General features: G+C 70.0%; 25 protein-coding genes, 1 rRNA gene and 1 riboswitch. Of the genes, 8 read left to right on the top strand and 18 right to left on the bottom strand.

Annotation, left to right across the window (positions count from 1 at the left end; genetic code table 11):
- The first annotated feature begins 12 nt into the window (after positions 1-12).
- Both ACZ561_RS00130 and ACZ561_RS00125 read left to right on the top strand, forming a co-directional pair.
- On the top strand, positions 13-696 hold the full coding sequence (locus tag ACZ561_RS00130) for a pyridoxamine 5'-phosphate oxidase family protein (protein WP_470987584.1): 684 nt from the start codon (positions 13-15) through the stop codon (positions 694-696).
- Positions 697-706: 10 nt separating this feature from the next.
- Positions 707-1,345 (top strand): FMN-binding negative transcriptional regulator, encoded by a 639-nt coding sequence (locus tag ACZ561_RS00125; RefSeq protein ID WP_470987581.1) that lies wholly within the window; start codon positions 707-709, stop codon positions 1,343-1,345.
- Positions 1,346-1,398: 53 nt separating this feature from the next.
- Here the strand turns inward: ACZ561_RS00125 and ACZ561_RS00120 are convergent, their stop codons facing one another.
- The 3 genes from ACZ561_RS00120 to ACZ561_RS00110 form a co-directional block, all read right to left on the bottom strand.
- The gene (locus tag ACZ561_RS00120; RefSeq protein ID WP_470989979.1) at positions 1,399-2,337 is read right to left on the bottom strand and encodes a DMT family transporter; all 939 of its coding nucleotides are present in this window, start codon (positions 2,335-2,337) and stop codon (positions 1,399-1,401) included.
- Positions 2,338-2,532: 195 nt separating this feature from the next.
- Positions 2,533-3,549, bottom strand: a complete 1,017-nt coding sequence (locus ACZ561_RS00115) for an EamA family transporter (RefSeq protein ID WP_470987579.1) — start codon at positions 3,547-3,549, stop codon at positions 2,533-2,535.
- Positions 3,550-3,590: 41 nt separating this feature from the next.
- Complete coding sequence (locus ACZ561_RS00110) at positions 3,591-4,130, bottom strand: peptidase (RefSeq protein WP_470987576.1); 540 nt, start codon at positions 4,128-4,130, stop codon at positions 3,591-3,593.
- A gap of 197 nt (positions 4,131-4,327) precedes the next feature.
- Here ACZ561_RS00110 and ACZ561_RS00105 point away from each other — a divergent pair, with 197 nt between their 5' ends.
- Positions 4,328-4,537 carry a hypothetical protein gene (locus tag ACZ561_RS00105; RefSeq protein ID WP_470989977.1) on the top strand — a complete coding sequence of 70 codons (210 nt, stop codon included), beginning with the start codon at positions 4,328-4,330 and terminating at the stop codon, positions 4,535-4,537.
- A gap of 78 nt (positions 4,538-4,615) precedes the next feature.
- A complete protein-coding gene (locus ACZ561_RS00100; protein WP_470987574.1) occupies positions 4,616-5,044 on the top strand; it encodes a type II toxin-antitoxin system Rv0910 family toxin in 429 nt (142 codons plus the stop codon).
- Positions 5,045-5,124: 80 nt separating this feature from the next.
- On the opposite strand, the gene ACZ561_RS00095 is transcribed toward ACZ561_RS00100, so the two are convergent.
- Positions 5,125-5,745: a PadR family transcriptional regulator gene (locus tag ACZ561_RS00095; RefSeq protein ID WP_470987570.1), complete on the bottom strand. Its 621-nt coding sequence runs from the start codon at positions 5,743-5,745 to the stop codon at positions 5,125-5,127.
- 148 nt (positions 5,746-5,893) lie between these two features.
- On the opposite strand from ACZ561_RS00095, the gene ACZ561_RS00090 reads away from it, so the two are divergent.
- Positions 5,894-6,703, top strand: a complete 810-nt coding sequence (locus ACZ561_RS00090; RefSeq protein ID WP_470987567.1) for a PhzF family phenazine biosynthesis protein — start codon at positions 5,894-5,896, stop codon at positions 6,701-6,703.
- Between the two features lie 82 nt (positions 6,704-6,785).
- Here ACZ561_RS00090 and ACZ561_RS00085 read toward each other — a convergent pair whose 3' ends face one another.
- Together ACZ561_RS00085 and ACZ561_RS00080 are read right to left on the bottom strand one after the other, a co-directional pair.
- Positions 6,786-7,583, bottom strand: a complete 798-nt coding sequence (locus ACZ561_RS00085; protein WP_470987564.1) for a CPBP family intramembrane glutamic endopeptidase — start codon at positions 7,581-7,583, stop codon at positions 6,786-6,788.
- 178 nt (positions 7,584-7,761) lie between these two features.
- Entirely contained in the window at positions 7,762-9,261 is a 1,500-nt protein-coding gene (locus tag ACZ561_RS00080) for a glutamate-cysteine ligase family protein (protein ID WP_470987561.1), read from the bottom strand.
- Positions 9,262-9,738: 477 nt separating this feature from the next.
- Here ACZ561_RS00080 and ACZ561_RS00075 point away from each other — a divergent pair, with 477 nt between their 5' ends.
- Both ACZ561_RS00075 and ACZ561_RS00070 read left to right on the top strand, forming a co-directional pair.
- The gene (locus ACZ561_RS00075) at positions 9,739-10,338 is read left to right on the top strand and encodes a hypothetical protein (protein ID WP_470987559.1); all 600 of its coding nucleotides are present in this window, start codon (positions 9,739-9,741) and stop codon (positions 10,336-10,338) included.
- 361 nt (positions 10,339-10,699) lie between these two features.
- Positions 10,700-10,906 (top strand): DUF5999 family protein, encoded by a 207-nt coding sequence (locus ACZ561_RS00070; protein WP_376432475.1) that lies wholly within the window; start codon positions 10,700-10,702, stop codon positions 10,904-10,906.
- Between the two features lie 133 nt (positions 10,907-11,039).
- Here the strand turns inward: ACZ561_RS00070 and gcvP are convergent, their stop codons facing one another.
- Positions 11,040-13,925, bottom strand: a complete 2,886-nt coding sequence (gcvP, locus tag ACZ561_RS00065; RefSeq protein ID WP_470987556.1) for an aminomethyl-transferring glycine dehydrogenase — start codon at positions 13,923-13,925, stop codon at positions 11,040-11,042.
- A 180-nt stretch (positions 13,926-14,105) separates the two neighbouring features.
- A riboswitch (glycine riboswitch) is annotated at positions 14,106-14,204 on the bottom strand.
- Between the two features lie 111 nt (positions 14,205-14,315).
- Between gcvP and ACZ561_RS00060 the strand changes: the two genes are divergently transcribed.
- Positions 14,316-14,681, top strand: a complete 366-nt coding sequence (locus ACZ561_RS00060) for a PRC-barrel domain-containing protein (protein WP_376432471.1) — start codon at positions 14,316-14,318, stop codon at positions 14,679-14,681.
- Positions 14,682-14,821: 140 nt separating this feature from the next.
- Here the strand turns inward: ACZ561_RS00060 and ACZ561_RS00055 are convergent, their stop codons facing one another.
- The 11 genes from ACZ561_RS00055 to rrf form a co-directional block, all read right to left on the bottom strand.
- Positions 14,822-16,213: a DNA polymerase IV gene (locus ACZ561_RS00055; protein WP_470987554.1), complete on the bottom strand. Its 1,392-nt coding sequence runs from the start codon at positions 16,211-16,213 to the stop codon at positions 14,822-14,824.
- 89 nt (positions 16,214-16,302) lie between these two features.
- Complete coding sequence (locus ACZ561_RS00050; protein WP_470987551.1) at positions 16,303-16,932, bottom strand: MerR family transcriptional regulator; 630 nt, start codon at positions 16,930-16,932, stop codon at positions 16,303-16,305.
- Between the two features lie 218 nt (positions 16,933-17,150).
- The gene (locus ACZ561_RS00045; RefSeq protein ID WP_026281837.1) at positions 17,151-17,624 is read right to left on the bottom strand and encodes a bifunctional nuclease family protein; all 474 of its coding nucleotides are present in this window, start codon (positions 17,622-17,624) and stop codon (positions 17,151-17,153) included.
- A gap of 53 nt (positions 17,625-17,677) precedes the next feature.
- Positions 17,678-18,421 carry a transcriptional regulator FtsR gene (gene ftsR / locus ACZ561_RS00040; RefSeq protein ID WP_470987549.1) on the bottom strand — a complete coding sequence of 248 codons (744 nt, stop codon included), beginning with the start codon at positions 18,419-18,421 and terminating at the stop codon, positions 17,678-17,680.
- A 29-nt stretch (positions 18,422-18,450) separates the two neighbouring features.
- A complete protein-coding gene (locus ACZ561_RS00035; RefSeq protein WP_470989974.1) occupies positions 18,451-19,392 on the bottom strand; it encodes an FHA domain-containing protein in 942 nt (313 codons plus the stop codon).
- A gap of 82 nt (positions 19,393-19,474) precedes the next feature.
- Entirely contained in the window at positions 19,475-20,281 is an 807-nt protein-coding gene (locus ACZ561_RS00030) for a DUF881 domain-containing protein (protein WP_376432463.1), read from the bottom strand.
- A gap of 4 nt (positions 20,282-20,285) precedes the next feature.
- Positions 20,286-20,618, bottom strand: a complete 333-nt coding sequence (locus ACZ561_RS00025) for a small basic family protein (RefSeq protein ID WP_015032176.1) — start codon at positions 20,616-20,618, stop codon at positions 20,286-20,288.
- Positions 20,615-21,544: a DUF881 domain-containing protein gene (locus ACZ561_RS00020; RefSeq protein ID WP_470987545.1), complete on the bottom strand. Its 930-nt coding sequence runs from the start codon at positions 21,542-21,544 to the stop codon at positions 20,615-20,617. The genes ACZ561_RS00025 and ACZ561_RS00020 overlap by 4 nt, the downstream gene beginning before the upstream one ends.
- Before the next feature lie 100 nt (positions 21,545-21,644).
- Positions 21,645-24,140, bottom strand: a complete 2,496-nt coding sequence (locus tag ACZ561_RS00015; protein WP_470987543.1) for a sugar phosphate nucleotidyltransferase — start codon at positions 24,138-24,140, stop codon at positions 21,645-21,647.
- Positions 24,141-24,256: 116 nt separating this feature from the next.
- Positions 24,257-24,865 (bottom strand): CDP-alcohol phosphatidyltransferase family protein, encoded by a 609-nt coding sequence (locus ACZ561_RS00010; RefSeq protein WP_376446678.1) that lies wholly within the window; start codon positions 24,863-24,865, stop codon positions 24,257-24,259.
- A 145-nt stretch (positions 24,866-25,010) separates the two neighbouring features.
- A 5S ribosomal RNA gene (gene rrf / locus ACZ561_RS00005) occupies positions 25,011-25,101 on the bottom strand; the annotation flags it as partial.

Here is a 25,101-nt window from a genome sequence, read left to right as displayed (position 1 = left end):
ATGGAGAGCGCCATGACGGATTCCTACGAGCCGACCGAGCGGACCATCCCCACCCGTTCCCGCCACCGCGCTTCGTACGACCGTGCGACGGTGCACTCGATACTCGACGAGGCCTACGTCTGCCACCTCGGCTTCGTCCGCGACGGCGCCCCCGTCGTGCTGCCGACGCTCTACGGCCGGATCGGCGATCGCCTCTACGTCCACGGCTCCACCGGTTCACGCCCGCTCCGCATGGCGGGCGCCGGCGGCGCCAAGGCTCCCGGCGGAGAAGAGGCACCCGGCCTGCCCGTCTGCCTGACGGTGACCCATGTCGACGGTCTCGTCCTGGCCCGGTCCGCCTTCCACCACTCGATCAACTATCGCTCGGTCGTGGTCCACGGCACCGCCCGCCAGGTCACCGATCCCGAGGAGCTGCGCACCGCCCTCGACGCCCTGGTCGACCATGTCGTGCCGGGCCGCTCCTACGACTCCCGCCCCGCCAACGCCAAGGAGCTCGCGGCCACCGCCGTCCTGCGCCTCGACCTCGACGAGGTCTCCGCCAAGGTCCGCACCGGCGGCCCGAACGACGAGCCGGAGGACGCGACCCTCCCGCACTGGAGCGGTGTGATCCCCGTACGGAAGACCTACGGCACGCCGATCCCGGCCGACGACCACGACCCGGCCATCGCCCTGCCCGACTACCTCTCCGTCCTCTGAGGGCCGCGCCATGCTGATCCATCCCTGGGACGCCCCCCATGAGGACCGGGAGTGGCGGGACTGGCTGGCTCGCCACGACTTCGGCCAGCTCGCCGTGAACGGACTGCCCGGCGAACCGCCGTGGGTGCAGCCGATGCACTTCCTGTACGACTCCGAGCCCGGCCCCCACGGGCAGGTCCTGGCCCACCTCGCCCGCCCCAACCCCCTCTGGCGGGCCTTGGAGCAGAATCCGACGGTCCTGCTCAGCGTGGTCGACGACTACGCCTTCGTGCCCGGCCCGTGGGCCGCCCCGGAGGGCGCCCCGGCCGAGCACGGCACCCCCACGTCCTTCTACGCCGCGGTCCAGCTGCGCTGCACGGCGCATGTGGTCGACGATCCGGCGGAGAAGGCGGAGTTGCTGAACCGCCAGGTCTCCCACTTCCAGCCCGACGGCGGTACTGCCCCGGTCACGGCGGCCGAGCCGCCCTTCGGGCGGCTCCTGTCGGGGCTGCGGGTGCTGCGCCTCGACGTGACGGAGGTCCGGGCGAAGTTCAAGTACGCGAACCACAAGCCGGAGCCGGTCCAGGACCGCATCGTCGAGGGCCTGACGGCGAGGGCGGGGCGAGGTGACGCCGAGGCGGCGGCTCACCAGGTGCGCCGCCGCGCGTAGGGGGTGGGGCGGGCCCCGGGCGGCCCCTGACGGGCCCTGCCCGCCCCCACCGGCTACACCGCCGCAGCCTCCGCCCGCCGCACCGCGGCGTCCCGCGCCTCCGCGAAGGCGAGTCCGGTCACCGCCGTGAGCAGCAACAACGTGCCCACCACGGTGGCGGCGGTCAGCTCCTCCCCCAGTACCGTCACCGCGATCGCCGCCGCGCTCACCGGCTCGAGCAGCATGATCACGGACACGGTCGCCGCACGGACCACCGCCGCCCCGGCGAAATAGAGCGCGTAGGCGAGCGCGGTCGGTACCGCAGCCACGTACACCAGCAGTCCGAGCACCTGCACGGGCTGTTCGGTGTGCGGGAACAGACCCTCGACGGCCGCCATCGGCAGCAGTCCCACCGCTCCGACGGCGAAGGCCCAGGTGGTCGTCGACAGCGCGTCGGAGCCGCCGCCGTCACGGCCGAGCCACCGCGTGAGCAGGGTGATCGCCGCGTATCCGGCGGCCGAGAGCACCGCGAGGCCCACGCCGAGCGGCCTGACCTCGCCGCTCTCGCCGCCCAGAACGAGGACGGCCAGTCCGGCGAGCGCCCCGCCGACGGCGGCCGCGCCACCGCCACCGAGCCGTTCGCCCATGGTGAGCCTGGCGCCGAGCGCGATGAGCACGGGCCCCGCGCCGAGCGTGACGACCGTTCCGACGGCCAGCCCGGTCGTTTCCACGGCGGCGAAGTAGGCGCTCTGGAAGACGGTCAGCCCGATCCCCGTACCGAGGATGCGGATCAGCCGTCGCCTGCGCGGTTCCGCCGCCTCGGCGGCGGGTCGTCCGGGCCGCAGGGCCAGCGCCCCGAGCAGCAGGACCAGGCCGCCGACGCAGCGCCAGAAGGACAGCGCCAGCGGGCCCATGTCACTGACCCTGAACATCAGCGAGGCCGCGGCCCCGGCGGTGCCCCAGGCGACGCCGGCGACGATCAGATAGAGGAGGCTCCGCCCGATGGCAGGCATGGCTGCCGCGGACGTGGAGGAGGAGTTCGACACGTGCTTCTCCGTGTGAAGACGGGGTGGTGTGGTCGCTCGAATCCGCACGCGGGCAGCGACGAACCGCTCGGGGACTGCCCGAGCCCGGTCTTCGTCAGAGAGAGTGCTGCCCGCGCCTAAGCGGCAGGGGGCGGAAGCACGGTCGAATGCATGATCGTCACCTTACGAGGCGGTTCGGCCGGCGGACAACTCGGCTTCGAGGTCGCTCGCCCCGGACCCGGTGCCGGGCTCGGCCTCGGCCTCCGACCCGGCCACCGGCTCCGCCGAGGCCGGCTTCGGTGTCGACGACTGGGCGATGAACGCGCCGACGAGCACGACCGCGCCGCCGATGATCTGGGGCGCCGCCAAGTGCTCACCGAGCAGCACCCAGGCCAGTACGGTCGCGATCACGGCCTCCAGGCAGGCGACGACACCGGCCACCTGAGGCGAGAGCCTGCGCACCGATACGATCCCGGTGACGTAGGCGAGGACGGTGGCGATCAGCACGATCCACCCGAGGAGCAGCCAGGCGGCCACTCCCGTGCCGTTCATGTCGGCGTCGCCGGCGAGCAGGGACCAGTCCATCCCCCACGGCCGGGCGACGACGGTGAGCACGAGTGCGCCGATGAGAAGTCCGTACGCGATCACACCCAGCGGGTCGACGGGGTCGGACTCGTCGCCGCCGTGGTCGGAGAGGACGAAGTAGCCGACCTGGCAGCAGGCGGCACCGAGTGCGAGCAGCAGCCCGAGCAGGTCGAAGCTGAGCCCCGACCAGACCTGCACCACGCATGCCAGACCGCCGACGGCGAGGACGACGCCGAGCGCGGCGGCGCGGGTGACCGGTCGGCGCTGGACGAAACGGACCCAGCCGAGGACGAGGGCGGGGGCGAGGTACTCGATGAGCAGCGCGACCCCGACGGGGATCCGGGAGATCGAGGCGAAGTAGAAGGCCTGGACGCCCGCGACGGCGAGGAGTCCGAAGCCGACGAGGAGCACGGGCCTGCGACGGAGCAGGTCGCGGTGGCGCCAGGCGACCGGCAGCATGACGAGGGCGGCGCCGGCCACCCGGAGCCACACCACGTGGAGCGGATCGAGGCCTGCCTCGATCAGCGGCTTCGCCGCCACACCTGAACCACCGAATGCGAAGGCCGAGGCCAGGGCGAGTCCCAGGCCGGCGCTTCTCCCCTGAGACGCGTGCATCGGGCCATCATGACAGGACCGAGTCAGGTGCGTAACCCCCGTTACACCTGTTGAGACAGCTCCCCGATCCGGTCGGCGAGAACGAGCGGATCGACCCCCGCCCGGCCGAGCACCTCGACCGCCCGGCTGTCGGGATCCTCGGCGATCACGGCCAGGAGATCGAGGCCACGCGCGCGCGGCTCGCCGCGCAGCGCGGCCCGCTCTCCGGCGCGGTCCATCGCGGCGGCCGCGGCGGGCGACCAGCCGGCCGCCGCCGGATCGGCGTCGCGTACGGCACCCAGCGTGCCGGAGTCCTCCACGGAACCCTGCCACCGCAGGCCGTAGCCGATGGAGCGCTGGACGAGATAGCCGAGGACGCGGGCGAGCTGCGGCCCGCCCGCGAAGGCGGCGCCGACCTCGGGATCGGATTCGACGAGGGAGTGGAGCAGATGGGCGGTGTCGATCTGCCGGTCCCCGTCGCGCAGGGCTCTGCGGCGCGCGCTCGCCACGACCGTCGCGAGTTCGGCGGTCAGGCGACTGAGCTGGATTTCCGGGCGGCGGGCCACGGGCTGCCGGGGCACGCGAGGGACAGGACTATGCACCCTCCCACCTCATCAGCCCCGGGCGGCCGGAACATCCCCGCGGAGGAGCATGTCCGCATCCCACGTGAGTTGGGCACGGGCGCACGGTCCCTCATCCCTGCGGAGGAGATTTCGGGTGTTCGCCCCGTGGGGGCGCGCGCCGCCTTGCCCTGCGCCCCGAATGCAACCACGGCGCGCTCCCGTTTCGTCCTGTGAGTATGTTCTGGATGGTCGCCCTGCTCGCGGTCGACGGGCGGCAGTACGTCTACCGCGTGTACGCACCGCGGGAAGCGCTGCCGGCCGATCTCTTCTGGGCCGCGTTCCTCTGCCATGACGAGGGCGGTGGACCACGGGCCTCCGACTGGTTCGACTCCGCACAGATGTGGTGGATCGGCGAAGTCGAAGAACTGACGGTTCATCAGTATTGAATGTTGAGGGCCGCGCGGCTACGTTCCGTCGACACCGAAGACCGACGAGAACACGCGAACCCGTGAAGGGGTGGTCGTATGGCCGAAGTCAGCGCGGAGGCACGGATCGATGCGCCGGCCGAGAAGGTCTGGGCGCAGCTGACGGACTTCACCTCGTACGGCGAGTGGAACGCCACCCACACCAACTTCCCGAACGGCGGTCCGGCCACGCTCGAGCAGGGCGCCACCTTCGCGGAGAACATGAAGCTGATGGGCTTCCCCGCCGAGGTGACCTGGACGGTCGAGGAGCTGGAGACCACCCGGGTGCTGGCCATCCGGGGCAAGGGCCCGATGGGGGTCAACGTCGGCACGCGCTACTCGCTCGCGGCGGACGGGGACGCCACCACGGTCAGGATCGACGGCGAGTTCACCGGCGCGGCCGTCTCCCTGATGGCGGGCAAGCTGAAGGACTCGGCCACCGCGGCACTGAACGAGTCGCTGCGGAAGCTGGCAGGCCTGGTGGTCTGAGCAAGCCGTCCGCCGACCGACGCACAGACGGGAGGGCCACACGGCGCTGTGCCGTGCGGCCCTCCCCCTGCCCGGTCGACTCAGTGCTCGTCGGCCAGGATCAGGTACAGCTTCTTACGGGCTTCGTTGATGACCGTGATGGCCTTCTGCCGCTGCTCGGTGCTGCCGGTCTTCCAAACCTGGCCGAACGCCTCCATCAGACCGAAGCCGGCCTGCCGGACCTCGTTCATGGCCTCCCAGTCGACACCGCGCCCGGCCTCCTCCCAGGGGGCCTCGGGCCCCGACTCGGCCTCGGCACGGCCGGCTTCGGTGAGCGCGAACAGCTTCTTGCCGCCCTCGCTCTCGCTGGCGATCAACCCCTCGTCCTCGAGGAGCTGCAGGGTCGGGTAGACCGAGCCGGGGCTGGGCCTCCACGCCCCGCCACTGCGCTCCCCGATCTCCTGGATCATCTCGTAACCGTGCATCGGCCGATCCTTCAGCAGCGTCAGGATCGAGGCGCGCACATCTCCGCGCCGCGCCCGTCCCCGGCCGCCTCCTCGACCCCTGCCGCCTCCGAAGGGGCCTCCGCCCCACGGTCCGCCGCCGAATCCCGGCCCGAACTGCCCGAAGGCGGCACGCCGCCCCTCGAAGTCACCGCGAGAGTCTCCCCGCCCACGAGGGCCGGGTCCGCAATCGCCATGTCCGTGTCCATGTGAACGCATCGCAACGCTCCTTCCATCGGGTATATCGTTGAACTGTCGCGATGCGTCAACGATATATCGGAATACTTCGTTTGCCAACACTCGATCGGTCCAGTCGTCCCGGATTGGCCTTGGCCTGCGGCTTTACGGCGCCGGTACGTTCCGTGCCATGCGGATCCGAATCGTCGACGCGTTCACCGACCGCCCCTTCTCCGGCAATCCGGCAGGGGTCCTCCTCCTCGACTCCTTCCCCGACGACCACTGGCTCCAGAAGGTGGCCGCCGAGGTCAACCTCTCCGAGACGGCCTTCGCGCACCCGCTGCCGCCCGGCGGCGAGGCCGACTGGGCCCTGCGCTGGTTCACCCCCGCCACCGAGGTCGACATGTGCGGCCACGCCACCCTCGCCACCGCCCACGTCCTGCACACGACCGGCACGGCGACCGGAACCGTCCGTTTCGCCGCCCGCTGCGGCATCCTGAGCGCCACCGCCGCGCAGGACGGCACCATCACGCTGGACTTCCCGACCTCCACGCTGACCCCGGTGCCGGCCCCGGACGGCCTGGAGAAGGCGCTGGGCGCGGAGGCCGTTTCCGTCCACGACACCGCTGCTCACATCGGGGACCTCGTCGTCGAGCTGCGCGACGAGGCGACCGTCCGGTCCCTGACGCCGGACTTCGCGGCTCTGGCGCACCTCTCCGACCGGGGTGTCATCGCGACCGCCGCGGCCGAACGGCCCGAGCGCGGCTACGACTTCGTCTCGCGCGGCTTCTTCCCGGGCGTCGGCATCGACGAGGACCCGGTCACCGGCAGCGCCCACACCGCGCTGGCCCCGTTCTGGTCCGCGCGCTTCGGCCGCGACGATCTGACCGGGTTCCAGGGCGGCGCCCGCACGGGCATCGTCCACACCCGGCTGCGGGGCGACCGCACCCTGCTGACCGGCCATGCGGTCACCGTCATCGACGGCGAACTGCACGCCTGAGCCACCACCCCGGACGCCGGGCCCCGGGTACGCAGAAAGGGGCGCACGGCCCTCGCCGTACGCCCCTTCTGTCATTCCCCGTCTACATGGTGGGCAGCCAGCCCACCTTTCCGGCCAGCAAGCCGTAGCCGACGAAGGCCACGATGTCGAGCAGCGCGTGCGCCACCACCAGCGGGCCCACACGCCCCCAACGGCGGTAGAGCAGCACGAAGACGACGCCCATCACGACGTTGCCGACGAAGCCGCCGATCCCCTGGTACAGGTGGTACGAACCGCGCAGCACCGAGCTCGCCACCAGCGCGGCCATCGGCGTCCACCCCAACTGCCCGAGTCGGCGCAGCAGATAGCCGACGACGATGACTTCTTCCAGTACGGAGTTCTGGATCGCCGAAAGGATCAGGACCGGGTACTTCCACCACACGTCCGGCAGCGACTCCGGCACCACGGTCAGATTGAAGCCGGTCGCCCGAGCCCCCAGGTAGAACGCGAGGCCGGCGCTCCCGATCACGGCGGCCACCAGCGCGCCCCGTCCGAGGTCCGGCCAGGGCCGGGTCCGGTCGAAGCCGATCGCCCGCAGCCCGGAGCCCTCCCGCAGCAGCAGGTGCGCGACGAGCAGGACCGGCATCAGCGCGGAGGCGATGCCGAAGAGCTGCCAGGTCAGATCGAGCCAGGGCCGCCCGGGGGCGAACGAGCCGTTGAGCGTCGCCGCCTGTTCCTTGAGCCCACCGGGCTTGGTCAGCGAGCCGACGAAGCTGATGAAGGACGACACCGCGCTCGCACCGAGCGAGAGCGCCAGGACGATCAGGGTCTCGGACCGCAGAACCCGGCGCGGCAGGCCGTCGGGGGGAAGAGAATCGGCGACCACTCGTTGCTCCGACACCACACCTGTCTCCACTTCCCCATCGCGTTCCGGGTACGGAGATCATGCGTGAAGGGCCCCGCCGGGCGCCATTCCGGGGGGCGGGGGACTTCTGCTCGATCGCGGGCCGGGCGCCGTTCCGGGGTCGGGGGCCGCCTCGATCCCGGGCACGGCGCCACCCCAGGGGCCCGGTGGATCTCTACTCGATGCCCACCGGCCACCGGTGCACCGGTTCGCCGCCGCGCATCAGCTCGGCGTACCGTCGGGTCGTGGCCGCCAGGGCCGCCTCCCGGTCGAGACCGGACTCCCGTGCCCGCCGGAAGGTCTCGGCCTGCCAGGAGGCACCGTTGACCCGACCACGACAGCGCTCCTCGATCACGCCCAGATAGAAGTCGCGGTCGGCCGGCTCGATGTGCCAGGCGTCGAGCCCCGACGCCGCCAGCGGGAGCAGTTCGTCGAGGACGAGACGTACTGCGGACACCGTCGAGACCCCTCCCGAGCGCCCGGGCCGGGGCCAGCGCAGCTCCGCCTCGATCCCGTGGCGACAGGCGGCGTCGAAGTTCGCGGCGGCGTCCTCGAACGCCAGCTTCTTCCACACCGGCCGGGGCTCCTCGGCCAGCGCCCGGACCAGCCCGTAGTAGAAGGCCGCGTTGGCGACGACGTCGGTGACCGTCGGTCCGGCCGGCAACACCCGGTTCTCCACACGCAGATGCGGGACCCCGTCCACCCAGCCGTAGACCGGCCGGTTCCAGCGGTAGACCGTCCCGTTGTGCAGGACAAGTTCCTGCAGGCGCGGCACCCCGCCCTGGTCGAGGACGAGGAGCGGGTCCTCCTCGTCGCATATCGGCAGCAGTGGCGGGAAGTACCGCAGGTTCTCCTCGAAGAGGTCGTACGCCGAATCCACCCACCGCTCCCCGAACCAGGTGCGGGGCCGCACCCCTTGCGCCTGGAGCTCCGGTGGCCGGGTGTCCGTGGCCTGTTGGAACAGCGGCGGACGGGACTCCCGCCAGAGCTCCCGGCCGAAGAGGAACGGCGAGTTGGCGCCGACGGCGATCTGGACCGCCGCCACGGCCTGGGCCGCGTTCCACACCGCGGCGAAGCGGGCCGGGGTGACCTGGAGGTGCAACTGCACGGAGGTGCAGGCGGCCTCCGGCACGATCGACGTGGACGTGCAGGTGAGCCGCTCCACTCCCTGGATGTCGAGGCTGAAGTCCTCGCCCCGGGCGGCGACGATCTGGTCGTTGAGCAGGGTGTACCGGTCGACGGCCGAAAGGTTCTCGAAGACGAGATCGTTCTGCGAGAGAGTCGGCAGAATTCCGATCATGATGACGCCGGCGTCGACCTCTCGGGCCTTGCGGTCGGCGTATCCCAGACCGGTCCTCAACTCCTCCGCGAGCCGGTCGAATACGCGGCCTCCGAGACGGTGCGGAGCGATGTTCACTTCGAGGTTGAACATTCCGAGTTCCGTCTGGAAATCCGGGCTCGCGATGCGCTCGAGGACCTCGCCATTCACCATCCGTGGCATCCCGTCCACGCCCGCGAGATTGAGTTCGATCTCCAGGCCCATCAGATTCCGCGGACGGTCGAACCTCTTCTCCGCCAGGAGCCTCGCGAGCCCCGCCAGGCACTGCTGGAGCTTCCTGCGGTATCTCTGCCGATCGGACAGGCCGAACCCGTCTGCCACGACCTTCTCCCCCATCGAAGCGTCCCTCCCCGATTGGGCGGCCACGGCGACGGCCGCGCGCGTCACGGACGATGATGCCCAGCCGACTGATCCATAACGCCTGCGGAGCCACCCCGCCGCCAGGTAGGCTGGATTGAGCAATCGCCCGGCACATCCCGCGGTCACTCGGCAATGGACATATTCCACCGACATAATCGCGGAAAGCATGGAGTCGATATTTAGCCGTCCGCAGCGGTGGCGAAGCCGCAGGCAGGCGAAGTGCTCTCACGACAAATGCTGCGAATCACCCCTGGAACAAGGCCGGATGACGTCTTGCTCGCAATATCGGCGACCGCTAGCGGAAACAACGTGTGAACACGTCTCGTATAAACTCCGCGAACGAGGCAGAGTGTTGGCGCCCGGCCATGGCTTCATGGCCCCTCTCCGGCAGCCCACAGCGCCGTCGTACCTGCCCACGCATCACCGTGTCTCCTGAGTGAGAGGCGACCCATCATGCTCCGACCCTCCCCGGCCCCCGCGCCGGCCCTGCGCAGCGTCCTCGCGGCCCTCGGTTCCCCCACCGCCGTCCGCGAGGCTCGAACTCCCGCCCTCCGGGCCGCCCAGGGCCCGCTGAGCCCCGAGCTGCCCCTGCCCGTCCATGTCCTCGACGTACGGGACCAGGTCGTCCCGTCCGGGCAGGCGCCGCGCACACGGCTCGTCGGCTGGCGCTTCCTGATCCGGGGCACCGACCGGGCCGTCGCCGCCGCCGACACCATGCTCACGCCCGACGGCTGGTCCTTCTCGCACTTCTTCGAAGGTCCGTACGTCACCGCCACCGAACGCGCCCTGCTCCAGGCCGAGACGCTGCCCACGACGTACCAGCCGCGCCTGCTCTCCGTACCGGAGCTGTACATGCTGACGCTGTGGCTCCACGGGGACACGGAAGCCGACGGGGCATCAGCCTCGCCCGCACCCACCGACCTCCTCGTCCCGCTCGCCCCGGCGCCGCCCGGTATCGCCTCCCACCGTCCGCACCGGGTCGCCGACCTGCTGCCCGTCCTGACCCTGCGCCTCGCGCCGCCACCGCTGTTCGGCACTCCGGCGCCGGCCTGAACCACCGCACCCGAAGCTCATCCGAAGCGTGCACGCCCCGCGGGCCGACCGGGCCGCGGGGCGCCGCACTGCCCGAACGCCGCCCGAAAAAGCCGCCCGAACACCGCTGTCGAACACCCCGCCCCGGACGGACTAGCCCGCCTGGACTACCCCGAACCATCCGAAGAGACCGCCCAGTTGAGTTGAACCGCCCGCGCGGGTGATACGTCTTCATGCAGTAGGAAGAGCTGCAGTGAAATACCTGCGGATCGACGTCCGTAGGGGAACACTGGACCAACCGAACCGACAACGGGGGGCGGCCATGAGCACCGCATCGAGCCGCAGGACGACAGACACCACGACGCAGCGAAAGAACCCATCCATGTGCCAGCACCAGCCTGCCTGTCCCACCGCCCACTCCGCCGACCGGGAGGCGGCACGACCGATGGCGCACCACCCGGAGCAGGGCTGGAGCCTGCTGTGCAACGGGGTCCTGCTCTTCGAGGACACCGGTGAACTGCTGCCGGACGGACAGATCATCGCCCCGCACCGCCCGTTGACGGCGGGCCGGGTGACGACCGCCGCCTGACGACAGGGCACGTCGGGCACCACACCGTACGAGGGAACACGCCAAGGGCCGGCCCGGAGAACTCTCCGAACCGGCCCTGACTCATGCCCGGTTGCCGACGGCGCTCAGCTCATGCTCGCGCTCGCGGCCGTACTCAGTTGTCGTACTCGTCCAGCGGCGGGCAGGAGCAGACCAGGTTGCGGTCACCGAACGCACCGTCGATCCGGCGGACCGGCGGCCAGTACTTGTCCGCGGCCGAGACACCGGCCGGGAAGACCGCCTCGTCACGGGTGTACGCGTGGCTCCACTCGCCGCCCAGCGCCGCCGCGGTGTGCGGGGCGTTGCGCAGCGGGTTGTCCTCCGCCGGCCACTCACCCGACGCGACCTTCTCGATCTCGCCGCGGATCGCGATCATCGTGTCGCAAAAGCGGTCGAGCTCGGTCAGGTCCTCGGACTCGGTCGGCTCGATCATCAGGGTGCCGGCCACCGGGAACGACATCGTCGGCGCGTGGAAGCCGTAGTCGATCAGGCGCTTGGCGATGTCGTCGACGCTGACACCGGTCGACTTGGACAGCGGGCGCAGGTCGACGATGCACTCGTGGGCGACCAGACCGGCCGGACCGGTGTAGAGCACCGGGTAGTGCGGCTCGAGGCGCTTGGCGATGTAGTTCGCGGCGAGGACGGCCACCTGCGTGGCGCGCTTCAGGCCCTCGCCACCCATCAGACGCACGTACGACCACGAGATCGGCAGAATGCCGGCCGAGCCCCACGGGGCGGCCGAGATCGGGCCGACGCCCGTCTCCGGACCGGCGGTGGGCTGCAGCGGGTGGTTCGGCAGGTACGGCGCGAGGTGCGCGCGCACACCGACCGGACCGACGCCCGGGCCGCCGCCGCCGTGCGGGATGCAGAAGGTCTTGTGCAGGTTCAGGTGCGAGACGTCGCCGCCGAACTTGCCCGGCTTGGCCAGACCGACCAGCGCGTTGAGGTTGGCGCCGTCGACGTACACCTGGCCGCCGGCGTCGTGCACCTCGGCGCAGATGTCGGCGACGTGCTCCTCGAACACACCGTGAGTGGACGGGTAGGTGATCATCAGCACGGACAGCTCGTCGCGGTACTGCTCGATCTTGGCGCGCAGGTCCGCGACGTCGACCTCGCCGTCGTCGGCGGTCTTGACGACGACGACCTTCATGCCGGCCATGACCGCGGAGGCGGCGTTGGTGCCGTGCGCGGAGGACGGGATGAGGCAGACGGTGCGCTGCTCGTCGCCGTTGGCGCGGTGGTAGGCGCGGACGGCCAGCAGGCCGGCCAGCTCGCCCTGCGAACCGGCGTTCGGCTGGATCGACACCTTGTCGTAGCCGGTGACCTCGGCGAGACGCTCCTCGAGCTCGGTGATGAGCGTGAGGTAGCCCTGCGCCTGCTCGATGGGGGCGAAGGGGTGGATCTGCCCGAACTCGGGCCAGGTGACCGGCTCCATCTCGGTGGTCGCGTTCAGCTTCATGGTGCAGGAGCCGAGCGGGATCATGCCGCGGTCGAGCGCGTAGTCGCGGTCGGCGAGCTTGCGCAGGTAGCGCAGCATCGACGTCTCGGAGCGGTGCGCGTGGAAGACCGGGTGGGTCATGTACGTGTCCGAGCGCAGGAGCTCGGCGGGCAGCGCGTCCTCGGTGGCGGCGTCCAGGGCGTCGATGTCGGCGTCGACACCGAAGGCGGCCCACACGGCGGCGAGCTGGGCGCGCCCGGTGGTCTCGTCGCAGGAGATCGACACATGGTCGGCGTCGACGAGGTACAGGTTGACGCCGGTCTCGCGTGCGGCGGCGACGGCCTCGGCGGCCTTGCCGGGCACGCGGACGGTGAGGGTGTCGAAGAAGTCGCCGTGGACGACCTCGACACCGCCGGCCTTCAGGCCCTGGGCGAGGATCGCCGCGTACCGGTGGGTGCGCTGGGCGATGCCCTTGAGACCGTCGGGGCCGTGGTAGACGGCGTACATGCCGGCCATGACGGCGAGCAGCACCTGCGCGGTGCAGATGTTGCTGGTGGCCTTCTCGCGGCGGATGTGCTGCTCACGGGTCTGCAGCGCCAGGCGGTACGCCCGGTTGCCGTCGGCGTCGACGGAGACACCGACGAGGCGGCCGGGGAGCGAGCGGGCGTGCTTGTCCTGGACGGCCATGTAGCCGGCGTGCGGACCACCGAAGCCCATCGGGACGCCGAAGCGCTGGGTGGTACCGACGGCGATGTCGGCACCGAGCGCGCCCGGCGAGGTCAGCAGGGTCAGCGCGAGCAGGTCGGCGGCGACGGTGACGATGGCGCCGAGCTCGTGGGCGGCGTCGATCAGCGGCTTGATGTCGCGGACGGCACCGGAAGCGCCCGGGTACTGGATGAGCACCCCGAAGACACCGCGCTCGGCGAGCTCGGCGGGGATGCCCTCGGACAGGTCCGCGACGACGACCTCGACACCGGTCGGCTCGGCGCGGGTCTCGATGACGGCGATGGTCTGCGGCAGGGCGTCGGCGTCGACGAGGAAGACACCGTTCCTGACCTTGCCGACGCGGCGGGAGAGCGCCATGGCCTCGGCGGCCGCGGTGCCCTCGTCGAGCAGGGAGGCACCGGAGGTGGGCAGACCGGTGAGGTCGGCGACCATGGTCTGGAAGTTGAGCAGCGCCTCCAGACGGCCCTGCGAGATCTCCGGCTGGTAGGGCGTGTACGCCGTGTACCAGGCCGGGTTCTCCATGACGTTGCGGAGGATCACCGGCGGGGTGAAGGTGCCGTAGTAACCCAGGCCGATCATCGGGGCGAGGACCTGGTTGCGGTCGGCGAGCTCACGCAGCTCGGCGAGGACCTCGGCCTCGGTACGGGCCGAGGGCAGACCGAGCGCCTCGGCGTTCTTGATCACGTCCGGCACGGCGGCGGCCGTGAGCTCGTCGAGGGAGCCGTAGCCGACCTGCGCGAGCATCTTGGCCCGTGCTTCGGCGTCGGGCCCGATGTGCCGCTGCTCGAACGGGATGCCCTGTTCGAGTTCGGAGAGCGGAATGCGGTTGGCGGTCATGTACGGAGGCCTCCTGGTCGTCACGACCTGCGAGGGGCACCAACGGCGCGGGTGCCCGGACGGCCTCCCCCTCTGTCATCTCAACCTGAGAGTTTCACCGGCACGCCAAAGGGGCTCGCCGGCTTTCACCGTCGGTGAGAGCGGATGCCGTCGGACGTCCGCCCTGCTTTCCAGAGTGACCTCGTCCGTGCGGTACAGGGGCCTGAGAGATTCCGGGGAGGATTTGCTCCTTCGGCGCCTCCGAAAGGTTTCTCCGGAGGACTCTCCCGCACAGGGTCGACAGCCACAGCCAGCCTACCAGCGAGGTTCCCGGAGCCATCGCTCAAGTGGCCGACATCCCAGATGTGCACTTTCGTAGTCTTAGAGCAGTTGCGACCTGTTGGAGGGACCGTGCAGACCGACATCGATCCGCGCAGCCTGATCGGCCGCAAGGCGTACGACCGCGAGGGGCACAAGATCGGCACCGTGGACGAGGTGTACCTGGACGACGCGACCGGAGTCCCGGAGTGGGCCGCGGTCCGCACCGGCCTCTTCAGCCGGGACGCCTTCGTCCCCCTGGAGCCGAGCGAGCTGGCCAAGGACGGCCTCCACATCCCGTACGACCGGTCCCTGATCAAGGACGCCCCGGACTTCGGCGTGGGCCGCCACCTCTCCCCCGAGCAGGAGCTCCAGCTCTACCGCCACTACAACATCTCCCTCCCGCCACCACCCCCGGACCGCGACTTCGGCCGTCTGGCGGGCCAGGAGGAGACCTGACGGCTCCCGGTCCGCCGGACCGGGAGCAGGCACGCCCGCACACCCTCCGGCAGCCGTCGGGGGCTCGGCAGACCCACGGGGGACCGGAATCTCCGTCGCCCCGGCGAGCCAAGAGAGACGGGGGTGCCCCCTGGCGAAGCTCAGGGGGAGGGTGGGAGCGACAAGCTGGGCCGGAGGCCGGGCTCGACCCCCACCAGCGGCAGCGGCTCCCCCGCCTCCAGCTCCGGGTCGTCCACGAGAAACGTCCGCACACGGCCGGGCGCCGAGCCGGGCTCCTCGAAGCGCACGGTGACGCGCCCCACCCCGCTTCCCTGCACCCACCCGGCGCCGTACACCGCATGCCGTACATCGTGCCCGGGCGACCACCGCCGCTCGGCGGGCGCAGCCGACTCAGGGGCGGCCTCCATGGATGACGCTTCCTCGGACCGCTCCACCGGCCCCGCCGCCTCGGCCTCCGCCTCCGCCGCCTGGGCGAACAGATCCTCCTGGGTGTAGTCCGCGAGCCCACTCACCCCCACCCCCAGCAACCGGACCCCGCCCGTCGTGTCCACCCCCTCGAGCAACCGCCCCGCGGCCTCCCGCACCACCACGGGGTCGTCCGTCGGTCCCCGCAGCGTCTCGGAACGCGTCAGCGTCGAGAAGTCGAACCGCCGCACCTTCAGCACGATCGTCCGCCCCGAGTGGCCCGAGCCCCGCAGCCTCCCCACGCACCGCTCGGCCAGCCGCTCCACCTCGATCCGGATCCGTACCCGGTCGTGCAGGTCCACGTCGAAGGTGTCCTCCACCGACACCGACTTCGTGTCCCTCTCGGCCACCACGGGCCGATCGTCGTACCCCTGGGCCATCAGGTACAGGGAGGCCCCGTGCGCCCGCCCAAGGAGCCGTACAAGCTCGTCCTCGCCCGCTTCCGCCAGGTCCGACACCGTCGTCATCCCGGCCCGCCGCAGATGCTCACCGGTGGCCGGCCCCACGCCCGGCAGGATCCGCACCGACTTCGGCCCCAGCAGCTCCCGCTCGGTCCCCGGCTCGATCAGCACCAGGCCATCGGGCTTGGCCTCCTCCGAGGCGATCTTCGCCAGCATCTTGGACCCCGCGAGCCCCACCGACCCAGTCAGCCCCGTGGTGGCGAGAATGTCCCTGCGCAGCCGCTCACCGGCCTCCCGCGCGCTCACGGCGTCGTCGGCCACACCCCCGGCCTCCAGATCGACGAAGGCCTCGTCCAGGCTCAGTGGCTCCACGAGCGGTGACAGCCGCCCGAGCAGCTCCATGACCTGCTCGCTGATCCCCCGGTAGAAGCCGAAGCGCGGCACGAGATAGGCGGCATTGGGCGCCCGCCGCCGCGCCTGCGCCATCGGCATCGCGGAGTGCACCCCGAAGCGCCGCGCCTCGTACGAGGCGGTGGCGACGACCCCCCGCGGGCCCAGCCCTCCGACCACCACCGGCTTTCCGCGCAGACTCGGCTTCGCCGCCTGCTCGGCGGCGGCGAAGAAGGCATCCATGTCCAGATGCAGAATCGTCGGCGCGGCTCTCACATCTCCGATGCTCCCCTACGCCACTGACATTCGACCGCACGCGCGTACCGGCGCGACACAGGCCGCCCCACGTGCAGCCCGTCCGACGCTCAGACCGCCCGGTCCCGCCGCCGCCGCGCGAGCTCGTCACTCGGGTTGTGGCCGATCAGCGTCTCACCGGTGTCGACGCGCTCCCCATGCAGCTGCGAGAGCGCCGCCTCGACATCGCGCCAGACCACGCCCACCGCGATCCCGAACACGCCCTGCCCGCCCTGGAGCAGGTCGACGACCTCGTCCGGCGAGGAGCACTCGTAGACCGTGGCTCCGTCGCTCATCAGCGTCATGCGTTCCAGGTCGCGGAAGCCGCGTGCGCGCAGATGCTGCACCGCGGCCCGGATGTTCTGCAGCGCGACCCCGGTGTCCAGGAACCGCTTGACGATCTTGAGAACGACGACGTCGCGAAAGCTGTACAGCCGCTGCGTGCCGGATCCGTACGCGGGCCGCACGCTCGGCTCCACGAGGCCGGTGCGCGCCCAGTAGTCCAGCTGGCGATAGGTGATCCCGGCCGCCGCGCACGCCGTCGGACCGCGGTAGCCCACCACGTCCGTCCCGGATGCCGCAGCCGCGCCCGCACTCACGTCCGTACCGAGGTCGCCCGCACTGCCGTGAAGCGGATACGGACCGTTCTCTCCGGGCGCACGCCCGAGAGAGCCCCCTGCCGTACCGTCGCCGCTGCTCATCACGCCGACCCTCCGTCCTTGACCTGCCCACACGAAGGTAGGCAGTCACTCGGGGTGCGTCAACGATCGCCACACTCGGCACGCCGAGTGATAATCACCCTGAGAGTGGTTTCCCGTGTCTCTCTCCGGGGAAAGGCTACTCGAATGCCCTGACCGCACCCGGCGCGCGACGGCCGGCGGCCGGCCCACGACCGGCCCGCCTCAGTGGCTTCTGGACCTCACTGGCTACTGGAGCCGAAGTCCTCGGGGGAGATCTGGTCGAGGAACTCGCGGAACTTCTCCACCTCGTCCTCCTGCTCGTCCGGAATCGCGATACCGGCGTCGTCGAGCACACCGTCACTGCCGTAGATCGGCGTCCCGGTGCGCAGCGCGAGCGCTATCGCGTCGGAGGGCCTGGCGCTCACCTCGACGCCGCTGGCAAAGACCAGCTCCGCGTAGAAGACGCCTTCACGGAGGTCCGTGATGCGGACCTCGGTGAGCTCTTGGCCCACGGCTTCAAGGACATCCTTGAAGAGGTCGTGCGTCAGCGGCCGGGCGGGGGCCATGCCCTGCTGGGCGAAGGCGATCGCGGTCGCCTCACCCGGTCCGATCCAGATGGGGAGGTACCGATCGCCTCCCACTTCACGCAGGAGCACGATCGGCTGGTTGGAGGGCATTTCCACCCGGACACCCACAACGTCGAGCTCGTTCACACAGCAACCCTAGGACGTGCCCGACCGGTTTGGGTAGTCGGGCCCCTACAAGATCACGGGAGCCGGAGCCCCAGAGCGGTCTGGACCAGTGCCGCGTGCAGCCGGATGGAGAGCCCGGCGAGCTCCTTCGCGGTGGCCTCCGCATGTGCTCTGGTCTGCGGGTTACGGTGCCGACGCAGCGGCGCGACCACCTGTTCGACCAGACCCGCCTCCCGGTCCGCCGCCGCTTTGACCGCCCTGAGATGCCTCGGTTCCAGACCGAATCTCCCCAGATCCGCGACAAGTCTGGCGACCGTGACGGTCTCGGCGTCATAGCCGCCCTCGGCCCCCGCGGCGATGAGCCCGTACGACTCCCACTCCGCGAGCTCCTCCTCGCTCACCTCGGCGGCGGCGAGGAGCTCGGCCCGTCCCACCCGTGTGGCGGTAGGACGGTCGCCCTCCGGTTCCAAGGCCCCCTCGAGCAGATCCCGCTGCGGGCTGGGCGATGGGAGCTTGATCTGCTCACCCCGGGCAAGGGCGTCGAGATGCTCCCGGATGACCTTCAGCGGAAGATAGTGGTCCCGCTGCATCCGCAGGATCTGGGCGAGCCGCTCCACGTCCTGCGGGCTGAACTTCCGGTATCCGGAGGCCGTCCGCCGGGGCTCGACGAGCCCCTCTGCCTCCAGGAACCGGATCTTGGAAATGGTCACTTCGGGAAATTCGTCACGCAGTTGGTTCAGCACCGTCCCGATGCTGACCAGCCGGTCGCCCGCGGTGGCGGTGCCGTGTCCGGCACCGCCCGTCGGTGTTCGCAGCATGGACCTTCCCTGAAGGCTTCCCGGAGGCGTCACACGCCCCGCTGGCTCGAGTAGAAGACCAGCCGGTACTTGCCGATCTGCACCTCGTCACCGTTCGACAGAACAACCGACTCGATCGGCTCACGGTTGACGTACGTGCCGTTGAGGCTGCCGACGTCGGCGACGGTGAAGCTGCCGTCCTGCGCCCGCCGGAACTCGACGTGGCGCCGCGACACGGTGAAGTCGTCGAGGAAGATGTCGCTCTGCGGGTGACGGCCGGCCGTGGTCAGCTCGCTGTCCAGCAGGAACCGGCTGCCCGAGTTCGGGCCGCGCCGCACGACGAGCAGAGCAGAACCGGCCGGCAGGGCCTCGACGGCCGCCAGGGCCTCGGGCGAGAGGGACGGCATGGCCGTCTGACCGGTGACCTCGGCGTCGTACGCCTCAAGGCCAGAGATCGAGATCGTCGACGTCGTCTCGGACGCGCGCTCCACGGGCGCCCCGCCCCGCAGCGGCGTACCGCAGTGGGAGCAGAAACGGCTGTCCGCGGTGTTGCGGTGACCGCACCTCGTACACACCGGCATGGACGCATCCTCCTGCCGCGGCTGACCCGCGGAGGTCTGGGTCGCATACGGATCGGGGGTGAACCCTCCACCCGTACTTGAGGTTGATGGTTCCCCGAAACCTATGCGGCCGGCACCGGCAGGGTCAACAGACGACGCGCCGTGCGCTCCCTCGACATCTCCGCCCTGGCCGCCGACCTCATCGCGGAACAGCGGACGCTCGCCGCCCTGTTCCTCGCTCTGGGCATGGCGCGGCGCGCGGTGCTTGGCGTTGCCGCCGTCCTCGCGTGCGCTCTTGCCGAACAACTTCGCAAAAAAACTCACGGGCGATTCCCCTTGACCGAAACAGACCCGCCCGTGGGGCAGGACGAACCCTGAATGAACACACCTGCCGACCCGGACACCTTCACAACGTCCGTATCCTCCGGACAGTTTCCACCACGCACCACGCTTGTGATGCGGCGACCCCCCGCAACGTCTTCCCCATGTCGCGCGACCGCCATGCACCCCCGCCTCACTGCGAGGACGACTGAGCGTAGTCAGGCCGCTTCGCAGGTCGCAAGGCATCCACAACGATCTTCTCGGACTTGGCCACGGTCGCCGTGGCCTGCTCCTTCTCCAGTGTCTGTATGACTCCACCGGGGATGTTGAGCGCCGGCTCGAGATCCTCGGGCTTGCCGATGACCTTGAAGACGTACGGAGCGGTCACCTTCGTTCCATCGATCTCTATGTCGCTTCCCGCACCGGAGAAGTAGCTGTCCGCAACCACCCGTACGTTGTTGATCTGGATCGCCTCGGCGCCCGCGGCACGCAGCTCCTGGATCGCGTCGAGGAGCATGTCCGACTCGACCGCCGCCGCCGCGCCCGCCACGGTCAGCGTGATGCCCGGCCCCTCGGCAGCGACCGTGCCGGCCAGGATGCCGAGCTGCTGCTCCTTCTCCTGGGTCTGCTTGCGCGCCTCTTCGGCCTGGTCCGAGCTGGACTCCAGCTCGGAGCGCTGGTTCTCCAGACGCGCCTTCTCGTCCTCCAGGCGCTGCGTACGGTCGTCGAGCTCGTCGAGGATACGGACCAGGTCCTCCTGACGGGCGCCTCGCAACGCACTGTTGTCACTGGTGGAACGGACCTGGATGGCAAGACCCAGACCGAGGACGAACAGCAGCAGGGCGACGATGAGTTGGGCCCGGCTCACCCGCGGCGGCCACAGCCCCGCGGCCAGCCGCTGCCGCCCGGTCAGCTGCTTCTCGGGGGCGGCGGGTGTCGACGGGGTCGCCTTGTCGTCGTCCGGGTTCTCCGGCGTCTCGGGGTGCACGTCGTTGCTCATCGCGTCACGCCCGGAACACGTGCCGCCGGATGGCGGCGGCGTTGGAGAAGATGCGGATGCCGAGCACGACGACGACACCGGTCGACAGCTGCGCGCCGACACCCAGCTTGTCGCCGAGGAAGACGATCAGCGCGGCCACCACCACGTTCGACAGGAAGGAGACCACGAAGACCTTGTCGACGAAGATTCCGTCGAGCATGGCACGCAGGCCACCGAAGACCGCGTCGAGGGCGGCGACCACGGCGATCGGAAGATAGGGCTCGACCACCGCCGGAACCTCGGGCCGGACCAACAGTCCGACCACCACTCCCACGATCAGGCCCAGTACGGCGATCAAGATGTGCCCTTCCCTGTGTCGGCCGTGGCCTGCCCGGTGGGCTTGGCGGCCCCGGCTCCCCTCGGCTCTGCTGTACGTACGATCAGGCTCGGCGCGGCCGGCAGACGCACGTCCGTCTCGGCCGAGATGCTGGTACGGATCCCGAAGTTCTCCTGCAGCGCGTGCAGGTACTGGCCGTCGGCGCTGTCCTGGAACGCGGTGCTGAGCCGCTGCCCGTCCCCCACCGCGAGCACCGTGTACGGCGGCACGAGCGGCTTGTTGTCGACCAGTATGGCGTCGCCTGCCGCCCGGATCGCGGACAGCGACGTCAGCCGCTGACCATTGATCGAGACGGCCTCGGCGCCCGACTCCCACAGCCCGTTGACGACCCGCTGCATGTCACGGTCACGGACCCGGCCCGTGTCGGAGAACCCACTGCTCTCCCGGGGACCCCCGCCACCCTGCTCGGTGTCCTTGGCATCGTCGACCACGAGCTTCACGCCCGGACCGTGCACCGGGGTCGCCCCCGACAGCAGGGCCACCAGCTCGGCCTGGTCACCGCCGTGCTGCTCCAGCGCCTTGCGCTGCCGCTCGCCGACCTCGGCACGGATCTTCTCGACGTCCTGCTCCAGCTTGTCGGCCGCGGCGGTCTCCGCGTCGATCCGGCCGATGAGCTCCTGCCGCTCCTTGGCGACGACCGGTGCGGAGATCCGTGCCTCCGCGGCGCCCACGGTCACCACCGCCGCCGCGAGCACGAGGCCGGCCGCCAGGCCGAGCTTGGCCCGCAGCGTCCGCGGCAGCCCGCCGCCCTCCGCCTCACGCCGGGCCGAGGCCTCCGCGTATCCGTCGTCGAGCGCGTGGTCGATCACGTTGTTCAGCAGCGACATGGATGCGTCCGGCCGCGGGGGCGGTGATCCGGTGCTCCGAACGGGGTGCTGCTGCGACATGCCGCTCATCGTCGCACGTCGGGGGTGCTACCGCCGAATGGCCCCACCGAAGTGCCGGGAGGCGTCCGCAGGACACCTCCCGCCACTTCCGCCCCAACCGTCAGTGACCTGCGCTCTCGACCACGTTCGACCACTCGTCGAGCAGGGCCTGGGCGGAGGAGTCGTCCGGCCCCTCGGCCCACAGATGGGTGACGGCCTCGGCCGGGTCGGGCAGGACCATCACCCAGCGACCGTCCGCCTCCACGACCCGTACCCCGTCGGTGGTGTCCACGGAACGGTCCCCGGCCGCCTCCACCACCCGACGCATCACGAGCCCCTTCACGGCCCACGGCGTCGCGACGTCCCGCCGCAGGACATGCGCCCGCGGGATACGTGCGTCGATCTGGCTCAGCGTGAGCTGCGTACGCGCCACCAGACCGATGAGCCGTACGAACGCGGCGGCACCGTCGAAGACGCTGCTGAACTCCGGAATGATGAACCCGCCACGACCGTCGCCGCCGAAGATCGTCGACTCCTCGCGTCCGACCCTGGTCAGATCGTCGGGCGACGTCGTCGTCCACTCCACCTGCGTGCCGTGGTACGCGGCGACCTGCTCGGCGATCCTCGTGGTCGTCACCGGCAGAGCCACCCGTCCAGAGCGCCGCTCGGCGGCCACCAGGTCGAGCATGACCAGGAGCGAGCGGTCGTCCTCGATGATCCGGCCGCGCTCGTCGACGAGCGACAGTCGCTCACCCACCGGGTCGAAGCGCACCCCGAACGCGGCCCGTGCCGACGCCACGATCTCCCCGAGCCGCACGAGCCCGGCCCGCCTGGTCTCCGCCGACTCCGTGGGCCTCGACTCGTCGAGGCCCGGATTGATCACCAGCGAATCCACCTGCAGCCGGCCGAGGAGGCTCGGCAGCACGAGTCCCGCGCTGCCGTTGGAGGCGTCCACGACGACCTTCAGACCGGCCTCGGCGATCCCGGACGTGTCCACGTTCCGCAGCAACGACCCGGTGTACGAGTCGAAGACGCTCGCCGGGAAGGTGAGGTCACCGATCTCGCCCGGGAACGCCCGCCGGTACTCCTGACGTGCGAAGACCCGGTCCAGCTTGCGCTGCCCGGCCTGCGACAGATCCGCACCGCGCTCGTCGAAGAACATGATGTCCACGGAGTCCGGCACTCCAGGCGTTGTCCGCAGCATGATCCCGCCGGCGCTTCCCCGAGCGGTCTGCTGCCGTGCCACCGGCAGAGGCACGTTCTCCAGGTCGCGTACGTCGATGGCGCTGGCCTGGAGCGCCGAGATCACCGCACGTTTCAGGGCGCGGGCACCCCTGGAGTGGTCACGCGCGGTGGTGACGGTCGCGCCCTTCTTCAACGTCGTGGCGTACGCCCCTGCGAGCCGTACCGCCAGCTCGGGCGTGATCTCCACGTTCAGGATCCCGGAGACCCCGCGTGCCCCGAAGAGGTGGGCCTGCCCGCGGGACTCCCAGATGACCGAGGTGTTGACGAAGGCGCCGGCCTCGATGGTCTTGAAGGGGTAGACGCGTACGTTCCCCTGAACGATCGATTCCTCACCGACGAGGCACTCGTCGCCGATGACGGCGCCGTCCTCGATCCGGGCGGCCCGCATGATGTCGGTGTTCTTCCCGATCACGCAGCCACGCAGATTGCTCTGCTGCCCGATGTAGACGTTGTCGTGAATGACGGCCTTGTGAAGGAACGCGCCGCTCTTCACGACCACGTTCGAGCCGATGACGGTGTGTTCGCGGATCTCGGCTCCCGCCTCGACCTTCGCGTAGTCCCCGATGTACAGCGGCCCCCGGAGAACGGCGTCGGGAGAGACCTCCGCGCCCTCCGCCACCCACACACCGGGCGAGATCTCGAAGCCGTCGAGCTCGACCTGGACCTTTCCTTCGAGCACGTCGGCCTGCGCCTTGACGTAGCTCTCGTGGGTACCGACGTCCTCCCAGTAGCCCTCGGCGACATAGCCGTAGATCGGCTTGCCTTCCTTCATGAGCTGTGGGAAGACATCACCCGACCAGTCGACGGAGGTGTCGGCCTCGACATAGTCGAAGACCTCGGGCTCCATCACGTAGATGCCCGTGTTCACGGTGTCCGAGAAGACCTGTCCCCAGGTCGGCTTCTCGAGGAAACGCTCCACCTGTCCTTCCTCGTCCACGATCGTGATGCCGAATTCCAGCGGATTCGGCACACGCGTCAGACAGACGGTGACAAGGGCGCCTTTCTCTTTGTGGAAGGCGATCAGATCGGTGAGGTCGAAATCGGTGAGTGCGTCTCCCGAGATGACGAGGAAGGCATCGTCCTTCAATGCCTCCTCGGCGTTCTTCACACTCCCCGCGGTGCCGAGAGGTTTCTCCTCGTTGGCGTACGTGAGCTCCATTCCGAGCTCCTCGCCGTCACCGAAGTAGTTCCTGACGAGCGAGGCGAGAAACTGCACGGTCACGACGGTCTCGGTGAGACCGTGCCTCTTGAGCAGTCGCAGGACGTGCTCCATGATCGGCCGGTTGGCCACCGGCAGGAGAGGCTTGGGCATGCTCGAGGTCATCGGGCGAAGTCGCGTACCTTCGCCACCGGCCATCACGACGGCCTTCATGTCGGAAGCGTCCTCCTTGAAGAGACGACGGTCCTGCCGACTTCACCTGTCTGTTCAGTGGCCCTCGGGCGTCCTCGTGCATGCCGGCGACGTTGCACGGCACAGGACAGACGGGCTCAATCGGCCGCGGTATCCGCCTTGACGAGTCGACGGACCTGGACCACGTAGAGGATCCCTGCCCACCAATACAGAGTTGTACCCCATCCGGCGAAGGCCCACCCGAAAACTTCAGCGAGTGACGAAAGCCAGCCCGTTCCGTCACTGAGCAGGAGCAAGGGGAACGCGTACATCAAGTTGAATGTCGCAGCTTTCCCGAGGAAGTTCACCTGCGGCGGGGGATAGCCGTGCCGGCGGAGGATACCCACCATCACCAGCAGCATCAGCTCACGGGCGAAAAGCGCGAGAGTCAGCCAGAGTGGCAGGATCTCCCGCCAGGTGAGGCCCACCAGCGTGGAAACGATGTAGAGCCGGTCGGCAGCCGGATCGAGGAGCCGGCCAAGGCTGCTGACCTGGTTCCAGCGCCGAGCGAGCTTGCCGTCGAGATAGTCGCTGACGCCGCTCAGCATCAACACCAGCAAGGCCCAGCCATCGCTGTTCGGACCGCCGAACACAGGTCGCAGAATCAGCCACAGGAAGAGCGGCACGCCGACGAGGCGAGCCATGCTCAGGATGTTGGGGATGGTGAGGACCCGGTCCGTCTGAACGCGAGTCTCCTGGACCTCCACCCGGGGGCCTCCTGTGGGAACGTGCCAATGATGCCCCCTGACCTTACCCTCAGCCATGACGGGCCTGTGCACAGGGGTCCGTTGTCCCCTGAACGCAAAAATTCCTCAACCCCCGGACAGGGTCCAGGGGTTGAGGCTAAAGATTGTTCGGCGGCGTCCTACTCTCCCACAGGGTCCCCCCTGCAGTACCATCGGCGCTGAAAGGCTTAGCTTCCGGGTTCGGAATGTAACCGGGC

This window comes from Streptomyces sp. NPDC039609 (genome assembly GCF_055596705.1).
The sequence above is the reverse complement of the archived record's forward strand: the minus strand, read 5'-3'. Positions and strand labels throughout refer to the sequence as shown.